The organism is Thiohalobacter sp. (assembly GCF_027000115.1).
Classification (GTDB): Bacteria; Pseudomonadota; Gammaproteobacteria; order Thiohalobacterales; family Thiohalobacteraceae; genus JALTON01.
In genome coordinates this window covers 78,655-102,448 of the sequence record NZ_JALTON010000058.1, presented here as the reverse complement: position 1 = coordinate 102,448, position 23,794 = coordinate 78,655, and the positions used below count along the sequence as shown (strand labels likewise).

Sequence of the window (23,794 nt, the reverse complement as noted above, 5' to 3'; positions counted from 1 at the left end):
GAACAGCGGGCGAGCCATCTCCCCCGCTGGCTCCACCAGTACAACTGGCATCGCCCTCATGCTAGCCTGGACTACCACCCGCCCATCAGCCGGCTGCCAGCTGTGAACAACCTGGTGGGTTTACACAGCTAGCGATTGTCGGCCCAGGCCAGACTCTGGATGGCGCGTGGACGCGGCGGAACCAGAACGGTGTCCTGCGGCGGATGGCTGTCGTCGGGACGGGGGTAGTCCAGGGTATAGTGCAGGCCGCGGGATTCGCGCCGCGCCTGCGCCGAGCGGATGATGAGTTCCCCCACCAGCACCAGGTTGCGCAGTTCGATGAGGTCGTTGGTGACCCGGAAGTTGCTGTAGTACTCGTGGATCTCGTTCTGCAGCATGTCTACCCGGCGCAACGCGCGCTGCAACCGCTTGCTGGTGCGCACGATGCCCACGTAGTCCCACATGAAGTGCCGCAGCTCGTCCCAGTTGTGGCTGACGACCACTTCCTCATCGGAATCGGTTACCCGTGATTCGTCCCAGGGCGGCAGCGCGGGCGGCTCGGGAATGTCGTCCAGCCGGGCACCGATGTCCGCGGCCGCGGCCTGGCCGAATACCAGGCACTCCAGCAGCGAGTTGCTGGCCATGCGATTGGCGCCATGCAGGCCGGTGTGGGCCGTCTCGCCGATGGCGTAGAGGCCGGGCAGGTCGGTGCGGCCATGCAGGTCGGTCATCACCCCGCCGCAGGTGTAGTGCGCGGCCGGCACGACCGGGATGGGCTCGCGGGTCATGTCGAAGCCGAAGGCCAGGCAGCGCTCGTAGACGGTGGGAAAGTGCGACATGATGAAATCGGCGGGCTTGTGGCTGATGTCCAGATAGACGCATTCGGCGCCCAGTCGCTTCATCTCATGGTCGATGGCGCGGGCGACGATGTCGCGCGGCGCCAGTTCGCCGCGTGGGTCGAAGCGGTCCATGAAGCGTTCGCCATCGGGCAGACGCAGGACGCCACCCTCGCCGCGCACCGCCTCGGTGACGAGGAATGACTTGGCCTGCGGATGATAGAGGCAGGTCGGATGGAACTGGTTGAATTCCATGTTGGCCACCCGGCAGCCGGCGCGCCAGGCCATGGCGATGCCGTCTCCGCTCGCGGTGTCGGGGTTGCTGGTGTAGAGGTATACCTTGCTGGCGCCGCCGGTGGCCAGCACCACGCAGCGCGCGGCAAACACCTTCACGTGGCCGGCGTCCCGGTCCAGTACATAGGCGCCCAGGCAGCGGTCGCCAGCCAGGCCGAGCTTGGCCTCGGTGACCAGGTCGATGGCGATGTGGCGCTCGAACAGATCGATGTTGGGATGGGCGCGGGCGCATTCGAGCAAGGAGGTCTCCAGCACGCGGCCGGTGGCGTCGGCGGCATGCACCACGCGGCGGTGGGAGTGGCCGCCCTCGCGGGTGAGATGCAGCGGGGCATCGGGGTCCGGCCCCTCGCGGGTGAAGTTCACGCCGTGGTTCATCAGCCAGCGGATGGCCGCCGGGCCGTTCTCGACCACGTGGCGCACCACCTCGGGGTGGCAGAGGCCGGCACCGGCATTGATCGTGTCCTGTATGTGCGACTCGAAGGAATCGTCCTCGGCCAGTACCGCCGAGATGCCGCCCTGGGCATAGTAGGTGCTGCCCTCGGTGAGACTGCGCTTGGCCAGCACGGCCACCCGGGCGCGGTCGGCCAGTTCCAGGGCGAGCCGCAACCCGGCGGCGCCGCTGCCGATGACCAGAACGTCGTGGCTTTCTGCTGACATGCCGGCTTGTGGTCCCCGTATCGGATCGGTAAAGTCTGGGCTGCCGGAAGGCACTGATTTGGAACGTACCTTACCGCAATCCCCGGTGGCTGGCGAACGCCCGCCGGGCGGAGGTCCAGCGGGCAGGGGTGCGCCAGGCGATGGCGGGTTCGAGAGGGGTGGATGTCAGACCGGAATACCGACCAGGCGCTGGTCGAGCGCGTCCAGCAGGGGGACAAGCGGGCCTTCGACCTGCTGGTGCGCAAGTATCAGCACCGCATCGTCCAGCTGGTGACCCGCTACGTGCACAATCCGGCCGATGCCCAGGACGTCGCCCAGGAGGCCTTCATCAAGGCCTATCGCGCGCTGCCGAAGTTTCGGGGGGACAGTGCCTTCTACACCTGGCTGTACCGGATCGCCATCAATACGGCCAAGAATCACCTGGTCGCCCAGGGGCGGCGGCCGCCGGGTGACGACATCGATGCCGCGGACGCGGAACAATTCGAGGGCGAGTCGGGTCTGAAGGAATACGCCACGCCCGAGCACGAAGTGCTGAGCGCCGAGATCGGCCGGACCGTGGAGGCGGCGATCGAGGATCTTCCCGAGGATCTGCGTACCGCCATCGTGCTGCGCGAGCTGGAGGGGCTGAGCTACGAGGAGATCGCCGAGGCCATGGAATGCCCCATCGGGACCGTGCGTTCGCGGATCTTCCGGGCCCGCGAGGCCATCGAGAAGCGGCTGCGACCCTTGCTGGAGCCGGAGAGGTAGCAGGACATGAAAGAAACCATAGACGAACAGATTTCCGCCTGGATGGACGGTGAATTGCCGGCCGAGCAGCAGGCCCTGCTGCTGGCGCGGCTGCAACGCGAGCCCGGGCTGCGCGCCCGCTGGGACCGCTACCATCTGATCGCCGATGCCCTGCATTGCCGGCTGCCCGACCGGCTTGCACCCGATCTGGCGGACCGCGTGATGGCCGCCCTGGATGACGAACCGCCTGTCCGTGGTGGCCGGCATCTGCGCTGGCTGCGGCCGCTGGGCGGCGCCGCCATCGCCGCCAGCGTGGCGCTGGCGGCAGTGCTGGTGGCCCAGCGTCTCGACACGCCCTCCGCCGAGGCGCCAGGGGCCACGCTGGCGGCGGCACCCGCCGCGGATCAGTTCCGGCGCGTGGCGGGCACCCGCTGGCAGGGTGTGGACCGGGGACTGGCCGAGCGTCTCAACCCCTATCTGGTCAATCACAGCGAATACGCCGTAAGGGCCGGGTTTGCGCCCATAGCGCCCCATGTGCGGATCGCCGGCTACGATCAGGGTCCGAATGCCGTTCGCTAGAAACCCCCTTTCCCGCCTTGTCCCCGGCCTGCTGGTCTTGCTGCTGGCGGTTTCCCCGAGCGCGCGCGCCGACGAATCCGCGCAGCGGCTGCTGATGGATATGAACGAGGCGGTGCAACGCACCAGCTTTCGCGGCACCTTCGTCTATTTCCATGACGGCCAGATGGAGGCCATGCGGCTGGTGCATCGCGTCGAAGGGGACGAGGCGCGGGAGCGTCTGCTGGCGCTCACCGGGGCGGCGCGGGAGATTCTGCGTGACGCCGAGGGCGTCGTCTGCATCATGCCCGACAGCCAGGCGGTGATGGTGGATCGCAATTTTCCGCGTACGCCCCTGAACACCGGGTTTCCCGAGGATCTGGATGCACTGGATGCCCATTATGAATTTCTGCGCGTTGGCCGCGACCGCGTGGCCGGCCAGCCCTGCGAAGTGGTGGCAGTGCGCCCGCGCGACACCTATCGGTACGGCTACCGGGTCTGGCTGGCCGATCCCTCGCGGCTGCCGCTGCGGTTCGAGTTGCTCACACCCGAGGGAATCCCGGTCGAACAGATGATGTTCACGGAGCTGGAAATCAGCGACCGCATCGCCGACGAGGAACTGCTGCCCACGCTGGACGGGCGCACCTTCCGGCACATCGGCGACGACGAGGGCCGGGAGCAGGAGATGGAAACCCACGCAGCCATGAGCTGGGAAGCCGGCTGGCTGCCGCCGGGATTCAGCCTGAGGCACCATAACCGCCATGGCATGCCGGGCCGCTCGGCACGGGTCGAGCACATGGTCTACAGTGATGGTCTGGCTGCGGTGTCCGTCTACGTGGAGCGTGCGGAAGATCCGGATGAACGCCTGCAGGGGCTGTCGCGCATGGGCGCGGTCAGTGCCATGGGCCTGAGCCGCGACGGGGTGCACGTCACCGTGGTTGGGGAGGTGCCGCCGGTCACGGTGCAGCGCATCGCCGAAGGCATGCGGCGCCGATGATCGAGGAATCGGCTACAGTAGTGGCGGTCGAACCCGGCTTTGTCTGGGTCGAGACGCAGCGCCAGAGTGCCTGCGGCAGTTGTGCCGCGAAGGCCGGTTGCGGGACCTCGGTGCTGGCAAAGGTGTATGGTCAGCGTCGGGCACGGGTGCGCGCCGTGGCGCCCGAAGGCATGCAGGTCGGCGATACCGTGCTCATCGGTCTGCGCGAGGATGCCTTCGTCAAGGGGTCGCTGGCGGTGTATCTGGTGCCGCTGGCGGGGCTGCTCGCCGGCGGTCTGTTGGGAGAACTGCTCGGGCAGCGGATGCTGTGGTCCGGAGAGGCCGCCGCGCTGCTCGCGGGTCTGGCCGGTTTCCTGGCCGGACTGGCCTGGGTGCGGCGTTTCGCGCGCCGCGTCCAGGCCGATACCCGTTTCCAGCCCGTGGTGTTGCGGCGGCTGGCAACGGAATCCCCGGTCTCCGGCATCGGTCCGGTCGCATCCGGGGGATGATCCGCGCGGGGAACGAGACCCTTTAAACAGGCGGACAACAAACGAAACCTTGTCTCCAGGAGAAGCAATGAAGGATTACGCACTATACAAGCGCGCGACTGCCTGGCTGGTGGGCGTGCTGCTGGTTTCCCTGGCAGCGCAGGCCCAGGCCCGCTCGCTGCCGGATTTTTCCGAACTGGTCGAGGAAAGCTCGCCGGTTGTGGTCAATATCAGCACCACCCAGCTGGTCAAGCGTCGCTTCGGCGGCCTGCCGCCGGGCATCGAAGTGCCCGATCTGCCCGAGGACAGTCCGTTCAACGACCTGTTCAAGCATTTCTTCGGCGACGGCCAGGGCGAGGAGCGGGAAGAGGAAACCAAGTCGCTGGGGTCCGGTTTCATCATCTCCTCCGATGGCTACATCCTGACCAACAACCATGTGGTCAAGCACGCGACCGAGATCGTGGTGCGGCTGTATGACCGTAGCGAGTACAGCGCCAAGGTGGTGGGCACCGACGCCCGCAGCGACATCGCCTTGCTCAAGGTCGAGGCCGCCGGATTGCCGGTTGCCAAACTGGGCAGTGCCGAGAAGCTGAAAGTGGGCGAGTGGGTGCTGGCCATCGGTTCGCCGTTCGGTTTCGAACGCTCGGCAACCGCCGGTATCGTCAGCGCCAAGGGCAGGGCCTTGCCGCGGGAGAATTATGTGCCCTTCATCCAGACCGATGTCGCCATCAACCCCGGCAATTCGGGGGGGCCGCTGTTCAACATGGACGGCGAAGTGGTTGGCGTGAATTCGCAGATCTTCTCGCGCACCGGCGGCTACATGGGCCTGTCCTTCGCCATTCCCATCGACGTGGCCATGGATGTCGCCGAGCAGCTCAAGACCAAGGGCAAGGTCAGCCGCGGCTGGCTGGGTGTGCTCATCCAGGACGTGACCCGCGACCTGGCCGAATCCTTTGGCATGGACAAGCCCATCGGCGCGCTGGTGTCCAAGGTTGTGCCGGACAGTCCGGCGGACAAGGCGGGCATCCGGGTCGGTGACATCATCGTCGAGTTCAACGGCCGCGAGGTGACGACCTCGGCCAAGCTGCCGCCCATGGTGGGCAGCGCGCCGGTGGGCGAGCGGGTCGCGGTCAAGGTGCTGCGCAACGGCAAGCCGAAGCAACTGTTCGTGACCCTGGGCGAGCTGGAGGACGAGCAGGTCGCCGAGGCCGAACCGGGCAAGGCACCTGTCGAGCGTACCAACCGCATCGGCCTGGCTGTGACCGAGGTGCCCGCGCAACTGCGCGAGGATCTCGACCTGGAGAAGGGTGGCGTGCTGGTCACCGAGCTGGAGCAGGGCGCCGGTGCCAAGGCCGGCATCCGCAAGGGCGACGTGATCGTGATGTTCGCCAACAAGAAGGTGAAGGACGTCGAGCATTTCCGCGAGCTGGTCGAGGCGGCGAAGCCGGGCAGCACGGTACCGGTGCTGGTCCAGCGCCGCGCGGGGCCGCTGTTCCTGGCGGTGCGCATTCCGAAGGACTGAGGCAAGGGGCCCGGGAGAATCCTTTCCCGGGCCTCCCCTTCACCATGCCGGTCTTCGTGCTCTACGGACGCCCCGCCTGCCATCTCTGCCAGGACATGGAGGCGGAGTTGCTGCGCTGGCGCGAACAGGCCTCGTTCGAGCTGCAAGTGATTGATATCGACACCGATCCCGCGCTGGTCGAGCGCTACGGCACGCGCGTACCGGTGCTGGTGGCCGGCGCTGAAGAAGTCTGCAGCCCGTTTTTTGACGAGGTCGCCTTCAGGCGCTATCTGTCCCCCGTCTGAGTGTGTATAATCCTTCGCCCATACAAGGGCTTACCCCGCACACCGTATCAGACAGGATTCCATTTCCGGCGACCGCGCGGCGTGTCGTCGCAGGCAGGCATTCGTGACCGATCTCAGCCACATCCGCAACTTCTCCATCATCGCCCACATCGATCATGGCAAATCCACCCTCGCCGATCGTTTCATCCAGATCTGCGGGGGGCTGAGCGAGCGCGAAATGGCCGAGCAGGTGCTGGACTCCATGGACTTGGAGCGCGAGCGCGGCATCACCATCAAGGCGCAGAGCGTCACCCTGGACTACAGGGCGCGAAACGGCGAGACCTACCGCCTCAACTTCATCGATACGCCCGGTCACGTCGATTTTTCCTACGAGGTATCGCGGTCGCTGGCCGCTTGCGAGGGCGCGCTGCTGGTGGTCGATGCCGCGCAGGGCGTCGAGGCCCAGAGCGTGGCCAACTGCTATACCGCCATCGAGATGGGCCTGGAGGTGGTGCCGGTGCTGAACAAGATCGACCTGCCCTCGGCGGACCCCGACCGGGTGATCGAGGAGATCGAGGAGATCATCGGCATCGAGGCGCACGATGCCGTGCGCGCCAGCGCCAAGACCGGGGAGGGCGTGGAAGACATCCTGGAGGCGCTGATCGAGCGCATCCCGCCACCGGAAGGCGATCCGGAGGCGCCGCTGCAGGCGCTGATCATCGATTCCTGGTTCGATGCCTATGTGGGCGTGATCTCGCTGGTGCGCATCAAGCAGGGCTCGCTGCGCAAGCGGCAGAAGATGCTGGTCATGTCCACCGGGCGCAGCCACGTGGTCGACAGTGTCGGCGTGTTCACCCCCAAGCGCGCCGAGCGTGACGTGCTCACTGCGGGCGATGTGGGTTTCGTGATTGCCGGCATCAAGGAGATCGACGGCGCCCCGGTGGGCGATACCCTGACCCTGGCCGACCGGCCCGCCAGCGAGCCCCTCCCCGGCTTTCAGAAGGTGCAGCCACGGGTGTTCGCCGGCCTGTACCCGGTGGCGTCCGACGACTACGAGGCGTTGCGCGACGCCTTGCAGAAGCTACGCCTGAACGACGCCTCGCTGCACTTCGAACCGGAGAACTCCCAGGCGCTGGGCTTCGGTTTCCGCTGCGGCTTTCTCGGCATGCTGCACATGGAGATCGTGCAGGAGCGGCTGGAGCGCGAATACAATCTCGATCTCATCACCACCGCGCCGACCGTGGTCTACCAGGTGGAGACTACCCGCGGCGAGGTGATCGAGATCGACAATCCGGCCGAGCTGCCCCCGGTCAACCAGATCAGCGAAATCCGCGAGCCCATCATCCTTGCCAACATCCTGGTCCCGCAGGACTACCTGGGGGCGGTCATCGGCCTGTGCATCGAGAAACGCGGCGTGCAGAAGAATCTGCAGTACATGGGCAAGCAGGTGTCGCTGACCTTTGAGCTGCCGCTGTCAGAGGTGGTACTGGACTTCTTCGACCGGCTGAAGTCGGCCAGCCGCGGCTATGCCTCCTTCGACTACAGCTTCCTGCGCTTCCAGCCGGCGAATCTGGTCAAGCTGGACATTCTCATCAACGGCGAGCGGGTCGACGCCCTGTCCATGATCGTGCATGCCGACCAGGCGCAGAGCCGTGGCCGCGAAGTGGCCGAGACCATGAAGGAACTGATTCCGCGGCAGATGTTCGATGTGGCCATCCAGGCGGCGATCGGCACCCACGTCATCGCCCGCACCACGGTCAAGGCCCTGCGCAAGAACGTCACCGCCAAGTGCTACGGTGGCGACATCACCCGCAAGCGCAAGCTGCTGGAAAAGCAGAAGGCCGGCAAGAAGCGCATGAAGCAGTTCGGCAAGGTGGAGATCCCGCAGTCCGCCTTCCTGGCCGTGCTGCACGTGGGCAAGAACAGGTGAATCGCATGGAAGGCAACCCCCTCAAGGAACCACAGGCATGAACTTCGATTTTCCGCTGATCCTGGTACTGGCCACTTTCATAACCGGCGCCCTTTGGGGGCTGGACGCACTGCTGCTGGCGCCACGCCGGCGCCAGCGCGCTGCCGCGCTGCCCGAGCCTGAGCGCGAGCGGGTGCTCAAAGAGCCGGTGCTGGTCGAGTATGCGCGCGCTTTCTTTCCGGTCATTCTCATCGTTTTGCTGCTGCGTTCCTTTCTGGCTGAACCCTTCCGCATTCCCAGCGGATCCATGATGCCGACCCTGCTGGTGGGTGACTTCATCCTGGTCAACAAGTTCGCCTATGGCATCCGGCTGCCGGTGCTCAACACCAAGATCATCGAGGTCGGCGAACCGCAGCGCGGCGACGTGGTGGTGTTCCGCTATCCCGAGGATCCCTCCGTCGACTACATCAAGCGCGTGGTGGGGGTGCCTGGCGATCGTGTTGCCTATCGCGACAAAATCCTTTATATCAACGGCAAGCCCATGCCGCAGGAAGTCATAGGCACCTATGTGGGATCCGGCGCAGGGATTGCCAGCACCGGCGCCAGCCATCGCATCGAGGATCTGATGGGCGTGCGTCACGAGATCCTGGTGCGGCCCGGGGTGCCGGGTGTCGAGGGCGAAACGGTGGTGCCGCCAGGACACTACTTCATGATGGGCGACAATCGGGACAACAGTCGGGACAGCCGCTACTTCGGACCGGTCCCGGAACAGAACCTCGTCGGCAAGGCGTTCATGATCTGGATGAACTGGGATGCCACGGCGAAGCGGATCACCTGGCGCCGCATCGGCGAGACCATACACTGAGAATCGGAGCGGGGTAATTCGCATGCGCGAGCAACAGCGGGGCATGACTCTCATCAGCTGGCTGGTCGTCCTCGGCCTGATCGCCTTCTTTGCCATCCTGGTGCTGCGCCTGGTGCCGAACTATCTCGAGTACTTCAAGGTCGAGAGCACCCTGGAGTCGCTCAAGAACGAACCCGGCATCACGCAAAAGTCGCCGGGAGAGATCCGCACCCTCATCAGTCGTCGCTTCGACATCAACGATGTCGAGCATGTGAAGGCGAAGGAGGTCAAGATCACTCGCGACAGAGGCCGTACCATCGTTTCCGTCAAGTACGAGGTCCGGGTGCCTGTTCTGGGCAACGTCGATGCAGTGACGAAGTTCGACAAGTCGGTAGAAATCGTCCATCGCTGATGAAGGACCTGGAATCCCTGCAGGCGAAGCTCGGCTATCGTTTCGGGGATCCCGACCTGCTCGACAAGGCGTTGACCCACCGCAGTGCCGGCCGCTACAACTACGAACGCCTCGAATTTCTCGGTGACGCTGCGCTGGGGCTGGTGGTCGCGGCAGAGTTGTTCGAGCGCTTTCCCGACTACCGCGAGGGGGAGCTCAGCCGCCTGCGTGCCTCGCTGGTGCGCAAGACCACGCTGGCCGAGCTGGCTCGCGAGCTGGAGCTGGGCGAACATGTACGGCTGGGTTCCGGCGAGCTCAAGAGCGGCGGCTATCGCCGCGACTCCATTCTCGCCGATGTGCTGGAAGCGATTCTTGGCGCGGTATATCTGGATGGCGGTTTCGAGGCCGCCCGCACGCTGGTATTGCGACTCTACGCCGAGCGCTTCGAGACCCTGCCCACCGCAGCCGAACTGAAGGATCCCAAGACCCGCCTGCAGGAGTTTCTGCAGGCCCGCCAGCTTGAACTGCCGGAGTACAACGTGATCGCGGTGCATGGCGAACCCCACGCCCAGACCTTCGACGTGGAATGTCACATACCGGCGTTGGGGCAGCGGGTCCGGGCCAGCGGCCGCAGCCGCCGTAAGGCCGAGCAGCAGGCTGCCGCTGCGATGCTCGCGCGCCTCGAGGCCGATCCCGCTGCAACCCGCGCTTGAGAAACCCATGACCGGCAAACCCTTTCACTGCGGCTTCGTGGCCCTGGTCGGACGCCCCAACGTGGGCAAGTCGACCCTGCTCAACCGCCTCATCGGCCAGAAGATCAGCATCACCTCGCGCAAGCCGCAGACCACGCGCCACCGCATCCTCGGCATCAGGACGCTGCCACAGGCACAGATCGTCTACGTCGATACGCCCGGCATTCACAGGCCGGGCCGCAAGGCGCTCAACCGTGCCATCAACCGCGCCGCACTGGATGCCTTGCTGGACGTGGATGTCATCGTCATGGTGATGGAAGCAGGCCGCTGGACCGACGAGGACGAACTGGTGCTGGAACGGCTGAAGGCGGCCGGCCAGCCGGTGATCGCTGCCGTCAACAAGATCGACCGCCTGCGCGACCGGCGTGAGCTGCTGCCCTGGCTGCAGGCGCTCGCCGGGCGTCACGATTTTGCCGCGCTGGTGCCGCTGGCCGCGCTGCGCGGCGACAACCTGGCTGCGCTGGAGCAGGAGGTCATTGCCCGCCTGCCCGAGTCCGAGCCCTGTTTCCCGGAAGACCAGATCACCGATCGCAGCGAGCGCTTCCTGGCCGCCGAGCTGATCCGGGAGAAGCTGTTTCGCCACCTTGGCCAGGAACTGCCCTATGGCCTGACGGTGGAGATCGAGCGCTTCGAGGAGGCGGGGGGGCTGCTGCGCATCAATGGCCTGATCTGGGTCGAGCGCGACAGCCATAAGCGCATTGTCATCGGTCGGCAGGGACAGATGCTGAAGAAGGTCGGCCGGGAGGCACGCGAGGACATGGAGCGTCTGTTCGATCGCAAGGTCTTCCTCGAGCTGTGGGTCAAGGTCAAGGAAGGATGGGCAGACGACGAGCGTGCCCTGCGCAGCCTGGGCATCGATGAGCATGGGCGTTGAGACATGTCTCTCCATTCGGGGTTTTCGACCATGGCCTGCGTTCGGGCTGCCGCAGCAGCTTGTGCTTCTGTTCCGAACCCGGCAGCCCGGATGAAGCGAGGCGCAATCCGGGATGCCGCCCGTGATTGACCGCGAACGCATCGACCTTGAACCGGGTCTGCTGCTGCACCGGCGGCCCTACCGCGACAACAGCCTGCTGCTGGAGGTGTTCACGGCGTCACATGGCCGTACCGGTCTGGTTGCGCGTGGCGGGCGCGGAGGGCGCGGCCGTGGCCAGGGGCTGCTGCAGCCCTTCCAGCCGCTGCTGCTGTCGTGGCGGCGGCATGGCGAGCTGGGCACGCTGACCGGCGCCGAAGCGCAAGGCAGTGTACTGGCGCTCAAGGGGCTAGCGCTGTTTTCCGGTTTCTATGTCAATGAACTCATGCTGCGCCTGCTGCGCCGTGACGACCCGCATCCCGAGCTCTTCGAGCTTTACCATCAGACACTCAAGGCCCTGGCCCGGGCCGGCGAGACCGATCCCCAGCCGGTTCTGCGGCTGTTCGAGAAGCGCCTGCTCGAAGGTCTCGGCTACGGCCTGCTGCTGGATGTCGAGGCCGACAGCGGCATGCCCGTCGAGGCCGGCGCACGCTATCGCTATGAGCTGGAACGCGGCCCGGTGCGCGACGCGGGCATCGGCAGCGAAGGCATCCAGGGCGCCAGCCTGCTTGCGCTGGCGCGGGAAAATCTCGAAGATGAACGGACCCTGCAGGAGTGCCGCCGGCTGTTGCGCCGCGCGCTGGCACTCTACCTGGGCGACCGACCCCTCAAGACCCGCGAAGTGCTCGCTGCACTGCTGCGCAGCAAGACCAGGAGCCCCACGACCCCATGATCCACTTTCAGGAAAGCCCCAGCTCCATCCAGCTCGGCGTCAACATCGACCATGTCGCGACCCTGCGTCAGGCGCGAGGTACCCGCTATCCCGACCCGGTACAGGCGGCCGCCATCGTCGAGCAGGCTGGTGGCGACAGTGTCACCCTGCATCTGCGCGAGGACCGGCGCCACATCCAGGAACGCGACGTGGAGATCCTGCGCGAGACGCTGCAGACGCGCATGAACCTGGAAATGGCCGTCACCGAGGAGATGCTCGCCATCGCCGAGCGCGTGCGTCCGGCCGACTGCTGCCTGGTGCCCGAGCGGCGCGAGGAACTGACCACCGAGGGCGGACTGGACGTGCGTGGCCAGAAGGACCGTCTGCGCGAGGCCTGTGCCCGGCTCGCCGAGGCCGGCGTGCGGGTGTCCCTGTTCATCGATGCCGACCCCGCCCAGATCGAGGCCGCCGCCGAGGTCGGCGCACCCTGCATCGAGATACACACCGGTCACTATGCCGATGCCGAGCCCGGCGCGCCGCAGGAGGCCGAGTTCCGGCGCATCGTCGCCGCCGTCGAGCAGGGGACCGATCTCGGTCTGCGGGTGCATGCCGGGCACGGCCTGCACTATCACAATGTCGCCCCCGTCGCCGCACTGCGCGACGTGCATGAACTCAACATCGGCCATGCCATCATCGCCCGCGCCCTGTTCACCGGGCTGGAAGAGGCCGTGCGTGAAATGAAGCGGCTCATGCTTGCCGCGCGTGCCGGATGATCCTCGGCATCGGCACCGATATCGTCCGCATCGAGCGCATGGAGGCTGCGCTGTCGCGCCATGGCGCCCGCTTCGCCATCCGCCTGCTGGCCCGCTCCGAACTGGACGACTTCATGCGCGCCGCGCGTCCCGCCGCCTTTCTCGCCAAGCGTTTCGCCGCCAAGGAGGCCCTGGTCAAGGCGCTGGGCACCGGTTTCCGCGACGGTATTCGCCCCCGCCACGTGGTCGTCCACCGCGACGACCTCGGCAAGCCCGAACTCCAGCTCACGGGCGCCGCCCGCGACCAGGCCGAGCAGATGGGCGTTGGCCGCATCCATCTCTCGCTCACCGACGAGCAGGAGTATGCAGTGGCCTTTGTGGTGGTAGAGGGCGGTGACCTTGGGAAGGCCGCTGTCCGCAGCCCTTGATTCAGGATGCTGGCTGCCACGGGCGCCTCAGTTCCCGACCAGGCAGGCGGGCGGGTCAGTCGCTGGAAGCGGGGGGAAGCCTGCCGGCCCGCAACAACTCGGGCACCTCCCGGGCGGGTACGGGCCTGCTGTAGTAATAGCCCTGAAAACACTCGCAACCCTTGTCCCTCAGGAATTCCCGCTGCGGGTCGGATTCCACCCCCTCGGCGATGACGCCCAGGTCCAGGTGCCTTGCCATGGCGATGATGGTGTCGACGATGGCGGCGTCATTGGGATCGGAGACGATGTCGCGTACGAAAGAGCGGTCGATCTTGAGGGCGTCCAGCGGCAGTCGCTTCAGATAACTCAGCGACGAATAGCCGGTGCCGAAGTCGTCGATGGCGAAACGGATGCCGCGGGTCCGGAGTTCCGTCATTTTCTCGATGGTATCGCCGAGGCGGCTCATGAGCATGCCTTCCGTGATCTCGAGCTCGATGAAGTCGAGGCCCAGGCCGGCGTCCTTGCAGATTTCGATGACCTGGTCAGTGAAACTGCCTTGGTGGAACTGGCGCGGGCTGACGTTGATGGCGAGGCGCCGCAGATGCCGACCGGTACCATCCCGCAGCCACCCATGGAATTGCCGGACCGCAGTGCGCAGCACCCAGTTGCCGATTTCGAGAATCAGCCCGGTCTCCTCGGCAACGGGAATGAAGGTGTCGGGCGCGACCAGGCCGCGTTCCGGATGCTGCCAGCGGATCAAGGCCTCGAGCGCGACGATATGGCCTTTCAGACCGGTCTGGGGTTGGTAATGCAGCTCGAACTGCCCGAGTTCCAGTGCCGCACGCAGATCCTTTTCCAGCGCCAGGCGGGCGTTGGCGGCTGCCTGCATGCTGGGCTGGTAGAAACGAACCGTGTTGCGTCCGTCTTCCTTCGCGCGATACAGCGCAGTATCGGCATGCTTCAGTACGTCGTCCGCGTCTTCGTCGGCTTCCGGGAATAATACGATCCCGACGCTGGCAGTGATGTGATAGCGGTGGCCATTGAGGTCAAACGGCCTGGCCACCTGTTCCAGAATCTTCTCGGCCACCGCCTGGGCTTCGAAGCCCACCTGGGAAAGATCCTTGTTCTCGGCCGGCAGAATGAAGACGAACTCGTCCCCGCCCAGGCGCGCCACGGTGTCCTCGGTGCGCATGATGTCCGTGAAGCGCCGGGCGAGCTGACGCAGCAGTTCGTCGCCGACCGGATGACCCAGGGCATCGTTGAGGTGCTTGAATCGGTCCAGGTCGATGAACAGCAGCGCGCCATAAGCCGAGTGGCGTCGGGCGACTGCCAGCTCGCGCTGCAGGCGATCGTGCAGCAGGCGGCGGTTGGCCAGGCCGGTCAGATCATCGTGATAGGCCAGGTGTTCCACCCGGCTCTCGGCGCGCTTGCGCTCGGTGATGTCCTGGGTGGTACCGACATAATGGGTGACCTCGCCCGCGTCGTTTCGCACCGCGGTGATGGTCAGCATCTCGGCATACAGGCTGCCGTCCTTGCGCTTGTTCCAGAGTTCTCCCGACCACTGGCCGGTCCGGTCGATGACCGACCACATGTGCTTGTAGAAGTTTTCGTCCTGGCGCCCCGATTTCAGTATGCGCGGGTTCTTGCCCACGAGCTCCTCGGCACTGTAGCCGGTCATGGCCTCGAAGGCGGGATTGACGCGCAGAATCCTGTTGTCGCGATCGGTAATCAGGATGCCGGCATGGCTGTTGAAGGTGGTGGCGGCCAGGCGCAATTCCTCCTGCAGTTCGACGCTGGCCGAGACATCCTGCATCGTGCCCACCGAGTGCAGCGGATTGCCGTCGGCGTCGTAATGGGTTTCGCAGCGCTGATGCACATGCTTGATACGACCGTCTGCAAGCAGCAGCCGGTGGGTGATGTCGAGGTTGCGCTTCCTTTCCACGGATTCCCGGTAGGCGCGATTCAGCCGTTCCCGGTCCTCGGGGTGCACGAAACCCAGAAATGCCTCATGGCTTGGCGAGAAGGCCTTCGGATCCAGTTCCAGAATCCGGTACATCTCGTCCGACCAGTCCAGGCGGTCATGCCTCAAGTCCAGCTCCCAGCTCCCCAGTTGGGCCAGACGCTGGGCCTCGGCAAGCTGGAGCGAATGCTTTTTCAGCGCTGCCTCGGCGCGTTTCTTGTCGCTGAGGTCGCGTATGAAGGCACAGAACAGCCAGCCTTGGCTCTGATGCAACTGGGTGACCGACAGTTCGACGGGGAATTCATGACCGTCCCTGTGCAGGGCTTCGGTTTCCATGCGGCGGGCGACCGCTTCGCCGTCCGTGTCCCTTATACGCCTCTCGATGGCCTGGCGGTGCGCCTCGCGGTAGCGTTGCGGAATGATCAATTCGTGCAGCGTGCTGCCGATGGCGTCAGTGCGTGGAAAGCCGAACAGGCGTTCCGCCTGGGGGTTCCATTCCAGGATGGTGCCATGCTCATCGGCCACGACGACGGCATCCATGGCGGCACCCAGGATGCGGTCCAGGCGTTCGGCGTGTTCCTGGAGCGCTTGCCGCAGTTCGTAGTCGCGGGTGACGTCCCGGAATACCAGAACCGCACCGTGCAGCTGATCGTCGTGATCGCGGATGGGCGCGCCGCTGTCTGCGATCTGCCGTCGCGTACCGTCGCGGGCGGTCAGCACGGTATGGTTGGCCAGCCCCACGATGGTGCCTTCATGCAGTACCCGAAGCACCGGATTTTCCACGGTGGCGCCGGTTTCCGCATTGGTGATGACGAAAATCTCGCTGATTGGCCGGTTGCGGGCTTCCTCGAGGGTCCAGCCGGTCATGTTCTCGGCCAAGGGGTTCATACGGGTCACCCGGCCCGCGGTGTCGGTCACGATGACGCCGTCGCCGATGGATTGCAGGGTGATGGATAGCTGTTTTTCCTGGTCGCTGACGGCCCGGGTCACGGCGCGCTGGTAAAGAAGGATCAGCAGGAAGACGTAGAAGGCCAGCAGTCCGGTGGCCATCTGCAACTGGTATACGGCCTGCTGGCCGTCGTGAATGTCATCGTGAACCGGTTCCTCGCAGTCACCCAGGGCATTCATGGTTGCGAGGAACCGTTGTTCCGCCTGGTTCAGGTATTGAACAATGCCGTGCTCGTCCGGCCTGCCGTCGGCATGCATCGCCAGATGGCGCAAGGTGGAGACCCATGAGCCGTAGCGGGCAGCGAAACGTTCGATGCGCCCGGCGAGTTCCGGATTGTAGGCGCCGGCCCGCTGGAAACGGTCGATCTGAAGATCGGCCCGGTGGATCGCCTGTTCGAGTTCAGGTGCCCGGGACGGCTGCTGGTCCAGGATCGAAACCAGGGCGACTTCCTGCCGCTTGATGTCCAGCAACGGGCGGCGCATGACATCGAGTTCGCGTATCGCCTGCTGACCCAGTTGCTCGTGGCGCAGGCGTTCGGGTATGTCCAGCCAGTACAGGCTGCCGGCAAACAGCAACGGGCCGAAGGCAAGGAACAGCCAGAAACGCCAGGGTTGTGCGGCGGGAGCGGCCCTGGCTGAATGGAAATGGGTGTTGCTCGATGGCCAGAAGGGTGCCCGCATGACCACAGTGTAAACCAGCATTGGGGATTTGCCAGTCATCCATGGCGGCCGGCGATACCAGCGGCCCATGGCGCGTGCGGGGATTCCGGTTCCGGGCCTGCCGTGTCGGGAAACGGCTTGAGCGCCAGTGCGTCCCGAGCCGGCTGCAAAGCCGCCATCATCCGCAGTCTCTGGTGCAATATGCCGACCAGCCTACGGATTTTTGCAGCCATTCGGCTTGTCCAGCAGTTCCCGGGCTGTCTGAATGGCCCTGCGGCAGACATCCAGGGCCTGTTCGATCTGTCGGGGGTTGGCGTAATGGGCGGCTTTTTCCAGGGCTGAGGCAGCCTGCCTGAGGTCGTCCATCTGGCAGTAGGCGGCAGAGCCGTTGAGCTTGTGGGCGGCATCGCGCAGGGCCGGCCAGTCGCACCGGGTGTAGGCGGCCTCGATGGCGCGCGTCTGCTCGGGCAGTTCCTCGGCGAGCATGCGGCGCAGGTCGCGGACGAGGGTGCTGGACGGATGGTCGTCTGCCTCGGTTGACCCCTGGGCTTCGCGCAGGTCCTCGGGCGGCGAGTCGATGGTGCGGCCGGTCCAGCGGCGCATGCATTCCCACAGCCGGTACTCGGAGATGGGCTTGATCAGGCATTCGTTGATGCCGGCCTCGTCGAGACGCTCGGACTCGCCGCTGAAGACGTTGGCGGTGAGCGCGATGATGGGCGTGTACTGGTTGGGGTTGCCGCCGGCACGGATCTCGCGCGCAGCCATGTCGCCGCTCATGATCGGCATGTGCAGGTCTATGAGAATCAGGTCGTAGGCGTTCTCGCGCGCCAGCTCCAGCGCGGTCTGGCCATTGTCGGCCTTGTCCACTTCCACGCCCAGTGATTGCAACTGCAGTTCGATCAGGCTGCGGTTGATTTCGTTGTCGTCGGCAACCAGGATGCGGGCGCCGCGCATGTCGGGCATCCGGGGTCGCGGCGACTTGCGGCGTTCGACGAAGGGGCGGGTGCTCTGATCGGGCTGGCCGAGGATGCGGCAGACGGCACTGCGCAGGGCTTCCCGGCGTGGCGGCTTGGGCAGACAGGCGTCGGCACCCAGGGCCATGACCTCGTCCAGCCGGTCGCGTTCGAAGCTGTTGATCAGGAAAAGCAGTGGCCGACCCGCCGGCATCAGTTCGCGCAACAGTTCCTGCACCTGGTACTCGTCCGAGTTTTCGGGTGACAGGCCGACCACAATGAGATCGATATCGCGCTCGCCGCCGCGGATGGCCTGCGCGGCCTGGTTGAGCGTGACATGATCGCCGGCTTCCTCCACCTCGATGCCCCACGACTCCAGAGGATGACGGATGGCCAGGCGTGCCAGGGGATGACCGTCGTAGACAAGTGCGCGGCGCAGCCCATGGATGCAGCTGGTTTCGGGGCTGGTCTTCCCTTCGCGCACCTCCAGCGGCAGCGTGAACCAGAAGGTCGCGCCTTCGCCGGGCGTGCTCTCGACGCCGATCTCACCACCCATCTGTTCCACCAGGTTCTTGCAGATGAACAGTCCCAGGCCGGTGCCACCATGGCGTCGGGTGATCGAGGTGTCCGCCTGACTGAAGGGCTGGAACAGGCGACTCTTCTGGGCCTGGGTGAGGCCGATACCGGTGTCGGTGACACTGATGCGCAGGCGCACCCAGCCGGTTTCCCCGGCCGCTTCGTCGGACTCGTCGAGCATGGCGCGTACCACCACGCTGCCGTGCGTGGTGAACTTGATGGCATTGCCAATCAGGTTGAGCAGGATCTGGCGGATGCGGTTGGAGTCGCCATGCAGCTCGTTCGGTACGTCGGCATAGATGAGCAGTACCAGTTCCAGGCCCTTCTCGTGTGCCACCGGGGCCATCAGGTCCACGGAGTCCTCCATGGCCTCGCGCAGCTCGAAGGGCGCAGGTTCTATGGTGAGCTTGCCGGACTCGATCTTGGAGAAATCGAGGATGTCGTTGACGATCACCAGCAGGTTGGTGGCCGACTTGCGGATGGTGGTGGTGTAGTCGCGCTGTTCCGGGTTGAGTGGCGTGCGCAGCAGCAGGTCGACAAAGCCCAGCAGCCCGTTCATGGGGGTGCGGATCTCGTGGCTCATGTTGGCCAGGAACTCGGTCTTTTCCCGGCTGGCGCGCAGCGCGCGCTTGCGGGCCAGGTCCAGCTCCACGTTCTGGATCTCGACCGCTTCCAGTGTCTCGCGCAGTTCCGCGGTGGCCTGGTCGATCTGTCCCTGCAGCTCGTTCTGGGCTTGCTCCAGTGCCGCGGCCATCTGGTTGATGCCGCGCTCGAGCTTGCCCAGCTCGCCCGAGGCGCCGGTGCGGGCGCGTGCCCGCAGGTTGCCCGCACCCAGGCGCTGTACCACACCGATCATCTGTTCGATGGGCGTGGCCACGCCGCGGCTGACGCGCAGGGCCACGAAGATGGCGGCCAGGACCAGCAGCAGGGTGATGAAAACGCCGGTGAACACGATGTCGCGCTGTCGTGCCAGCGTGCTGGCACCCGACAGCAATACCTCCACCCGGCCCAGAGGTCTGACATCGCTGGCCGTCTGTTCATAGTCGCTTACGGCGACCGGGTGGATTTCGATGGGCGCGGTGAACAGCAGGTCTTCGGAGGTGGCTGTGTTCCTGTCCGTGGTGACCAGCAGTGTGCCGTCGACGTCGTAGATATGGATGGCGACTACGTCGGGTTCGGCCAGCGTGGCCTCGGCCAGATTGCGCAGGATGTCGATGTTGCCCGCGAACACGCCGTATTCGGCGGCCGGCGCCAGCTGGTTGGCGATCGCCTGGCCGCGTGCCTCCAGCGAGCGGCGAAGATCGTCCAGCCGGGTGAGACTGAAGAAGGTGCCCAGCACCACGGCAGTCAGCACCGACGGCAGCAGCACGGCAAGCAGTATGCGGCTGTGTATGCTCTTGAGCATCAGAGCGTTTCCTCCGGTATCGCGCCGAGCCGGGCGCGCAGGTCGTCGATGTCCGGCAGGCGGATACCCAGCGAGCGGGCAACCTGCCGGTTGAGGGCGATGTCGAAATAGGCGGGCGCCCGCACCACGGCCCGTGCACCCGGTTCCAGCAGCGCCAGCGCGGTTTCGGCGGCGTCGCGCGCCAGGTGGCCGGGTGCCGAATAGGGTGCGGCGAGTGCACCCGCGCGGACATAGGCCCGCGAGAAGCCGATGAGCGGCTGGCGATAGCGGAAGGTGGTAAGCAGGATGGGCTTGAGCGTCTCGCGGTTGTAGAGTTCGGGATCGGGTACGGCGAGCAGGCTGTCGGTACGGTCCAGCAGGCGCTCGAGCTGGTCGATGAGGGGGGCGGCGGGATCGGCCGCCTGGACGATGACCTGGGTGCCCGCGGCCGACTCGAGTTCCGGAACCAGGTAGCGGCTCCGGGGACCCACCAGCACGCCGACCCGGCGCGGTGGCGGCAGCAGTGCTTCCAGCAGTGCCAGGCTGCGCCGGGGCGGCTGGTCTATGTAGAGCGCGCTGATGCGCCGTGTTGCCTTCGGCGTCAGGCGCTGCGCCAGTTCACGGAAGGTGGCACGCGGGATCAGGGTGACCAGCAGCGGGGTTTCGGTGCCCGCGGCCATCATTTGGGCCCCGGCACGGGTGCCGATGGCGATGTTGAGGCGCGCCCCCTGTGCCAGGACGCCGTTTCGGACCCGGACCTCGATGGCAAGATCCGGTCGGGCGGCCCGCAGACGCTTGCCGATGTCCCTGGCGAGCTGGCGGTACAGCGGGGCCTCGTCGCTGAGCAGGATGCCGACGTCGGCGGCATGCAGGGGTGCAGCCGCGAGCAGCAGCGCAAGCCCCGCCAGCAGCCAGCGCCGGAGGGCAGGTCTCCGGGCGGTAGCGGAAATGGCAGCGGGGTGGCTCATGGCGGCGGCATCGGATCAGGGCAGCGACACGGCGTATTCGAGATAGGCGCGGGTATCGAAGATGTTCTCGTCGCGGAAGTCGCGGTACTCGTCCAGTGCGTTCTGGACCGTGAGCGCGATCTGCGATTTGAGGCCCCCATGATGGAAGCTGCGCGCGATGCGCAGGTCGAGACGGTCCTGGGGACCCAGCTTGTCGCCGTTGCCCAGCCATTTCATGGCACTGACCTTGTACCAGGTGGCGCTGACGTCGATCTCGCCGGGCAGCCGGTGCATGACGAACAGGCTGCGGGTGTGGGTGGGCACATCGTCCTGAAGGTTCTCGGTCTGCCATGGATCGCAGAAGTTGTTGATGGTGTCCAGTGCCCAGCCCTTGCCGCGAGCGTACGCGTAGTTGAAGGTTACCAGGGTGCGCAGGCGCGGGCGCCAGCTCACGGCAAGTTCGGCACCGTTCAGTTCCATCGCCCCGCTGTTGACATAGACCAGTGCATTGGTAAACAGCGGCGGGCTGCACCCTGCCGGTTCGTCACCGGGGAAATCGGGTTCGGGAAAGGCCTTGTCCTTCACCGCGGTAATGCGATCGCGCAGCTCGTTGTGGAAGGCCTTGACGTCGAGCGTCAGACGTTGCTTCGGGAAACGGCCAAGGTAGCCCAGTTCGAAGGAGGTCAGGCGTTCTACATCCAGCCTGTCGTTGCCCTTGAACAATTGGTCGATCAGGGTCCCGTCGTAGAAGCGCAAGGCCAGATCCTGATAGGACTCGATCACGGTCGGCATGCGAACGGCCCGGGAGATGCCGGCGCGGAAGCCATGGTTCTCGCGCCACTGGTAGTTCAGTGCCAGTCGCGGCGAGGCATGGCTGCCGCCCAGCGAGGCATGTTCCAGCATGGCGCCGAGGTTGAGATTCAGGCGCGGGGTGACCGCCCACTCCAGGGTGCCGAACAGGCGTTGCAGGTGGGTTTCGATGTAGTCGTCACGGTTGTAGTAGCCCGGGCTCCAGTTCCGGTCCAGTCGGCTGCTGGCACCCCAGAGCAGCCGCGCCCCCGCGAAGGCAGGCAGGGTATGCTGGAACTCGAGTTCGAAACGTTCCTCGGTGGTGCCGATCTGGGTGGAGATCACCTGATCGGGCTGGCCGAAAAGGATCAGCAATGCAGGATCGATCTCGGAAAGGGGTGGCAGGGTTACGCGTTCCCGGTTGCGAAAGCGGTTGTGATAGAACTGGAGCGTGAATTCGTGACCGGCATCGGTGGTACGGGTCCAGCGGAGCTGCTGGAAGCCGGTCTGTACCTCGCGGTCGCGGGGCGGGTCGAATACGGGGTCGTTCTCGTCCCCGGTTTCCCGCGGGCCCAGATTGAAACCGAACTGGATATTCCACTGGTCGTCGTTGGGCGCGATGTAGTCGCCGCGGAAATTGAGCAGGGTGAGCCGGAAGCGGTCACGGCGCTGGAAGGTCAGGCCGTTGGATTCCTCGACATAGGACTGGAAGCCGTCGTCCAGCCGCCGGCCCATGCTCAGCCGGTACTCCATGGCGCCGATGCGACCGGCTACGCGGCCGAACAGCTTGCGCATGTTCTTGTTGCCCGCGGCGGCAAGCAGGTGGGCACGGGGCGCCTGGCTGGGATCCAGGGTGATGATGTTGATGGCACCGAGAAAGGCGTTGGCGCCGTAGGCGGCGGTGTTGGGTCCGCGTACCACCTCGATGCGCTCCACGTCCTGGATGTCCAGCGCCAGGTCAGTCCAGCGTACGCCACCGATGGCGGGGCTGTAGACCGGGCGCCCGTCCACCAGTACCTGCATGCGACGCGCGTTTTCGTCGGCGAGGCCGTGATAGGTGGCGGTTACCGTGTTTCCGCTTGCATGGGCAACCTGGAACCCCGGCACCAGTCGCAGCAGGTCGGGGATGTCGAGGGCACCGCTGGCATCGATCATGGCGCGGTCGATCACGGTCACGGCCACCGGCGTACGGTACTGGGGCTGGGGCAGGCGGGTGGCGGCCAGTACCACGGGGTAACGGGTCAGGTAGTAGTCCTCCTCGGTGAGGCCGGCCAGAGTCAGGGTGTCGGCCGCCAGCGTTGGCGGTATCAGCAGACAGGCGGCCGCCATCAGGCCGCGCAGGGACGATGCCATGGGTCTCTCTCCTCGGTCGAAAGCGTCGTTCATTATGTTCATGGGCCTTTCCCTGGCGTGCGGCCCTGTCCCTGCCGCCGGTGTTCCACCATGTCCGCGGATACGGGCATGCCCGTGCCCGAAGTTCCAATATGCGGGTTTTGTCCGGGGGCGTCAAAAAGCTGCCGAGGCGCGGCGGTTTCGGCCCCGGCCGGGCTTGCAGTACACTGAGCGCCATGGACTTTCCGACACTCGAAGCCTTCGTGGGCAACACCCCGCTGGTACGGCTGCAGCGCCTGCCCGGGGAGACCAGCAATGTCGTCCTCGTCAAGCTGGAGGGCAACAACCCGGCCGGCTCGGTGAAGGACCGCCCGGCACTGTCCATGATCCGCCATGCCGAGGAACGCGGCGACATCCGCCCCGGCGACACCCTGATCGAGGCCACCAGCGGCAACACCGGCATCGCCCTGGCCATGGCCGCGGCCATCAAGGGCTATCGGCTGATTCTCATCATGCCCGAGAACATGAGTGTGGAGCGGCGCCAGGTGATGAAGGCCTACGGTGCCGAGATCATGCTTGTCAGCCGGGAACAGAGCATGGAGGGCGCGCGTGACCTGGCCCTGCAGATGCAGGCAGAGGGCAAGGGCAAGGTGCTCGACCAGTTCTCCAACCGCGACAATCCGCTCGCCCACTACGAGACCACCGGCCCCGAGATCTGGCGCGACACCGGGGGCGCGATCACCCACTTCGTCAGTTCCATGGGTACCACCGGCACCATCATGGGCACCTCGCGCTACCTCAAGGAGCGCAATCAGGGCGTGCAGGTGATCGGTGTGCAGCCCACCGAGGGGTCCTCCATACCCGGCATCCGTCGCTGGCCGAAGGCATACCTGCCGCGCATCTACGACCCCTCGCGGGTCGACCGCATCATGGAGGTCGACCAGCAGACCGCCGAGGACACCACCCGCGCCCTGGCCGCACGCGAGGGCATCTTCTGCGGCATCTCCTCGGGCGGGGCCGTGGCCGCCGCCCTGCGGCTGTCCGCGCAGCTCGAGAACGCTGTCATCGTCACCATCATCTGCGACCGCGGGGATCGCTACCTCTCGACCGGTGTGTTCCCCGCCTGACCCGCATGCTGCACCAGGGGCCGCAGGTGCTGGCGTATTTGCAGCC

The 23,794-nt window shown here is 65.7% G+C and carries 20 protein-coding genes and 1 pseudogene; 16 read left to right on the top strand and 5 right to left on the bottom strand.

Features of this window, described 5'->3' with window-relative positions:
• A pseudogene (locus tag MVF76_RS12160) lies at positions 1–132 on the top strand (IS481 family transposase); the annotation flags it as partial.
• Here the strand turns inward: MVF76_RS12160 and nadB are convergent.
• Positions 129–1,766 (bottom strand): L-aspartate oxidase, encoded by a 1,638-nt coding sequence (gene nadB, locus MVF76_RS12155; RefSeq protein ID WP_297529501.1) that lies wholly within the window; start codon positions 1,764–1,766, stop codon positions 129–131. The pseudogene MVF76_RS12160 and the gene nadB sit on opposite strands and share 4 nt — an antisense overlap.
• 162 nt (positions 1,767–1,928) lie before the next feature.
• On the opposite strand from nadB, the gene rpoE reads away from it, so the two are divergent.
• The 14 genes from rpoE (at position 1,929) to acpS (ending at position 13,093) form a co-directional block, all read left to right on the top strand.
• Positions 1,929–2,513, top strand: coding sequence for an RNA polymerase sigma factor RpoE (gene rpoE / locus MVF76_RS12150; RefSeq protein WP_297529499.1), 585 nt, complete (start codon positions 1,929–1,931; stop codon positions 2,511–2,513).
• A gap of 6 nt (positions 2,514–2,519) precedes the next feature.
• Entirely contained in the window at positions 2,520–3,071 is a 552-nt protein-coding gene (locus MVF76_RS12145; protein ID WP_297529497.1) for a sigma-E factor negative regulatory protein, read from the top strand.
• Positions 3,058–4,044, top strand: coding sequence for a MucB/RseB C-terminal domain-containing protein (locus MVF76_RS12140; protein ID WP_297529495.1), 987 nt, complete (start codon positions 3,058–3,060; stop codon positions 4,042–4,044). The genes MVF76_RS12145 and MVF76_RS12140 overlap by 14 nt, the downstream gene beginning before the upstream one ends.
• Positions 4,041–4,532 carry a SoxR reducing system RseC family protein gene (locus tag MVF76_RS12135; protein WP_297529493.1) on the top strand — a complete coding sequence of 164 codons (492 nt, stop codon included), beginning with the start codon at positions 4,041–4,043 and terminating at the stop codon, positions 4,530–4,532. The genes MVF76_RS12140 and MVF76_RS12135 overlap by 4 nt, the downstream gene beginning before the upstream one ends.
• A 67-nt stretch (positions 4,533–4,599) precedes the next feature.
• On the top strand, positions 4,600–6,033 hold the full coding sequence (locus MVF76_RS12130) for a DegQ family serine endoprotease (protein ID WP_297529491.1): 1,434 nt from the start codon (positions 4,600–4,602) through the stop codon (positions 6,031–6,033).
• 44 nt (positions 6,034–6,077) lie between these two features.
• A complete protein-coding gene (locus MVF76_RS12125; RefSeq protein WP_297529489.1) occupies positions 6,078–6,317 on the top strand; it encodes a glutaredoxin family protein in 240 nt (79 codons plus the stop codon).
• A gap of 103 nt (positions 6,318–6,420) precedes the next feature.
• On the top strand, positions 6,421–8,226 hold the full coding sequence (gene lepA, locus MVF76_RS12120) for a translation elongation factor 4 (RefSeq protein WP_297529487.1): 1,806 nt from the start codon (positions 6,421–6,423) through the stop codon (positions 8,224–8,226).
• A gap of 37 nt (positions 8,227–8,263) precedes the next feature.
• On the top strand, positions 8,264–9,070 hold the full coding sequence (gene lepB / locus MVF76_RS12115; RefSeq protein WP_297529485.1) for a signal peptidase I: 807 nt from the start codon (positions 8,264–8,266) through the stop codon (positions 9,068–9,070).
• Between the two features lie 43 nt (positions 9,071–9,113).
• Entirely contained in the window at positions 9,114–9,461 is a 348-nt protein-coding gene (locus MVF76_RS12110) for a DUF4845 domain-containing protein (protein ID WP_297529483.1), read from the top strand.
• Positions 9,458–10,153, top strand: a complete 696-nt coding sequence (rnc, locus tag MVF76_RS12105; RefSeq protein WP_297529504.1) for a ribonuclease III — start codon at positions 9,458–9,460, stop codon at positions 10,151–10,153. The genes MVF76_RS12110 and rnc overlap by 4 nt, the downstream gene beginning before the upstream one ends.
• A 7-nt stretch (positions 10,154–10,160) precedes the next feature.
• Positions 10,161–11,066 (top strand): GTPase Era, encoded by a 906-nt coding sequence (gene era, locus MVF76_RS12100; protein ID WP_297529482.1) that lies wholly within the window; start codon positions 10,161–10,163, stop codon positions 11,064–11,066.
• Positions 11,067–11,187: 121 nt separating this feature from the next.
• Positions 11,188–11,934, top strand: a complete 747-nt coding sequence (recO, locus tag MVF76_RS12095; protein WP_297529480.1) for a DNA repair protein RecO — start codon at positions 11,188–11,190, stop codon at positions 11,932–11,934.
• The gene (gene pdxJ, locus MVF76_RS12090) at positions 11,931–12,686 is read left to right on the top strand and encodes a pyridoxine 5'-phosphate synthase (RefSeq protein WP_297529478.1); all 756 of its coding nucleotides are present in this window, start codon (positions 11,931–11,933) and stop codon (positions 12,684–12,686) included. Before recO ends, pdxJ begins: the two co-directional genes overlap by 4 nt.
• A complete protein-coding gene (acpS, locus tag MVF76_RS12085; protein WP_297529476.1) occupies positions 12,683–13,093 on the top strand; it encodes a holo-ACP synthase in 411 nt (136 codons plus the stop codon). Before pdxJ ends, acpS begins: the two co-directional genes overlap by 4 nt.
• A gap of 55 nt (positions 13,094–13,148) precedes the next feature.
• Here acpS and MVF76_RS12080 read toward each other — a convergent pair whose 3' ends face one another.
• The 4 genes from MVF76_RS12080 to MVF76_RS12065 all read right to left on the bottom strand — a co-directional run bounded on the left by MVF76_RS12080 (position 13,149) and on the right by MVF76_RS12065 (position 22,642).
• Positions 13,149–16,682 (bottom strand): sensor domain-containing protein, encoded by a 3,534-nt coding sequence (locus MVF76_RS12080; RefSeq protein ID WP_297529474.1) that lies wholly within the window; start codon positions 16,680–16,682, stop codon positions 13,149–13,151.
• A gap of 171 nt (positions 16,683–16,853) precedes the next feature.
• Complete coding sequence (locus MVF76_RS12075) at positions 16,854–19,574, bottom strand: ATP-binding protein (RefSeq protein ID WP_297529472.1); 2,721 nt, start codon at positions 19,572–19,574, stop codon at positions 16,854–16,856.
• Positions 19,574–20,521: an ABC transporter substrate-binding protein gene (locus MVF76_RS12070; RefSeq protein WP_297529470.1), complete on the bottom strand. Its 948-nt coding sequence runs from the start codon at positions 20,519–20,521 to the stop codon at positions 19,574–19,576. Before MVF76_RS12070 ends, MVF76_RS12075 begins: the two co-directional genes overlap by 1 nt.
• Positions 20,522–20,536: 15 nt before the next feature.
• Positions 20,537–22,642: a TonB-dependent receptor plug domain-containing protein gene (locus MVF76_RS12065; protein ID WP_297529468.1), complete on the bottom strand. Its 2,106-nt coding sequence runs from the start codon at positions 22,640–22,642 to the stop codon at positions 20,537–20,539.
• A 215-nt stretch (positions 22,643–22,857) separates the two neighbouring features.
• Here MVF76_RS12065 and cysM point away from each other — a divergent pair, with 215 nt between their 5' ends.
• Positions 22,858–23,748, top strand: a complete 891-nt coding sequence (gene cysM, locus MVF76_RS12060; protein WP_297529466.1) for a cysteine synthase CysM — start codon at positions 22,858–22,860, stop codon at positions 23,746–23,748.
• Positions 23,749–23,794: the final 46 nt, after the last annotated feature.

What these genes read in the sequence shown, in the direction of transcription:
- MVF76_RS12065 (WP_297529468.1), bottom strand. Translation starts at nt 22,642, where the DNA reads ATGGCATCGTCCCTGCGCGGCCTGATGGCGGCCGCCTGTCTGCTGATA.
- MVF76_RS12135 (WP_297529493.1), top strand. Translation starts at nt 4,041, where the DNA reads ATGATCGAGGAATCGGCTACAGTAGTGGCGGTCGAACCCGGCTTTGTC.
- MVF76_RS12130 (WP_297529491.1), top strand. Translation starts at nt 4,600, where the DNA reads ATGAAGGATTACGCACTATACAAGCGCGCGACTGCCTGGCTGGTGGGC.
- lepB (WP_297529485.1), top strand. Translation starts at nt 8,264, where the DNA reads ATGAACTTCGATTTTCCGCTGATCCTGGTACTGGCCACTTTCATAACC.
- MVF76_RS12070 (WP_297529470.1), bottom strand. Translation starts at nt 20,521, where the DNA reads ATGAGCCACCCCGCTGCCATTTCCGCTACCGCCCGGAGACCTGCCCTC.
- MVF76_RS12125 (WP_297529489.1), top strand. Translation starts at nt 6,078, where the DNA reads ATGCCGGTCTTCGTGCTCTACGGACGCCCCGCCTGCCATCTCTGCCAG.
- pdxJ (WP_297529478.1), top strand. Translation starts at nt 11,931, where the DNA reads ATGATCCACTTTCAGGAAAGCCCCAGCTCCATCCAGCTCGGCGTCAAC.
- MVF76_RS12145 (WP_297529497.1), top strand. Translation starts at nt 2,520, where the DNA reads ATGAAAGAAACCATAGACGAACAGATTTCCGCCTGGATGGACGGTGAA.
- era (WP_297529482.1), top strand. Translation starts at nt 10,161, where the DNA reads ATGACCGGCAAACCCTTTCACTGCGGCTTCGTGGCCCTGGTCGGACGC.
- MVF76_RS12075 (WP_297529472.1), bottom strand. Translation starts at nt 19,574, where the DNA reads ATGCTCAAGAGCATACACAGCCGCATACTGCTTGCCGTGCTGCTGCCG.
- MVF76_RS12110 (WP_297529483.1), top strand. Translation starts at nt 9,114, where the DNA reads ATGACTCTCATCAGCTGGCTGGTCGTCCTCGGCCTGATCGCCTTCTTT.
- MVF76_RS12080 (WP_297529474.1), bottom strand. Translation starts at nt 16,682, where the DNA reads ATGCTGGTTTACACTGTGGTCATGCGGGCACCCTTCTGGCCATCGAGC.
- acpS (WP_297529476.1), top strand. Translation starts at nt 12,683, where the DNA reads ATGATCCTCGGCATCGGCACCGATATCGTCCGCATCGAGCGCATGGAG.
- rpoE (WP_297529499.1), top strand. Translation starts at nt 1,929, where the DNA reads ATGTCAGACCGGAATACCGACCAGGCGCTGGTCGAGCGCGTCCAGCAG.
- cysM (WP_297529466.1), top strand. Translation starts at nt 22,858, where the DNA reads ATGGACTTTCCGACACTCGAAGCCTTCGTGGGCAACACCCCGCTGGTA.
- MVF76_RS12140 (WP_297529495.1), top strand. Translation starts at nt 3,058, where the DNA reads ATGCCGTTCGCTAGAAACCCCCTTTCCCGCCTTGTCCCCGGCCTGCTG.
- nadB (WP_297529501.1), bottom strand. Translation starts at nt 1,766, where the DNA reads ATGTCAGCAGAAAGCCACGACGTTCTGGTCATCGGCAGCGGCGCCGCC.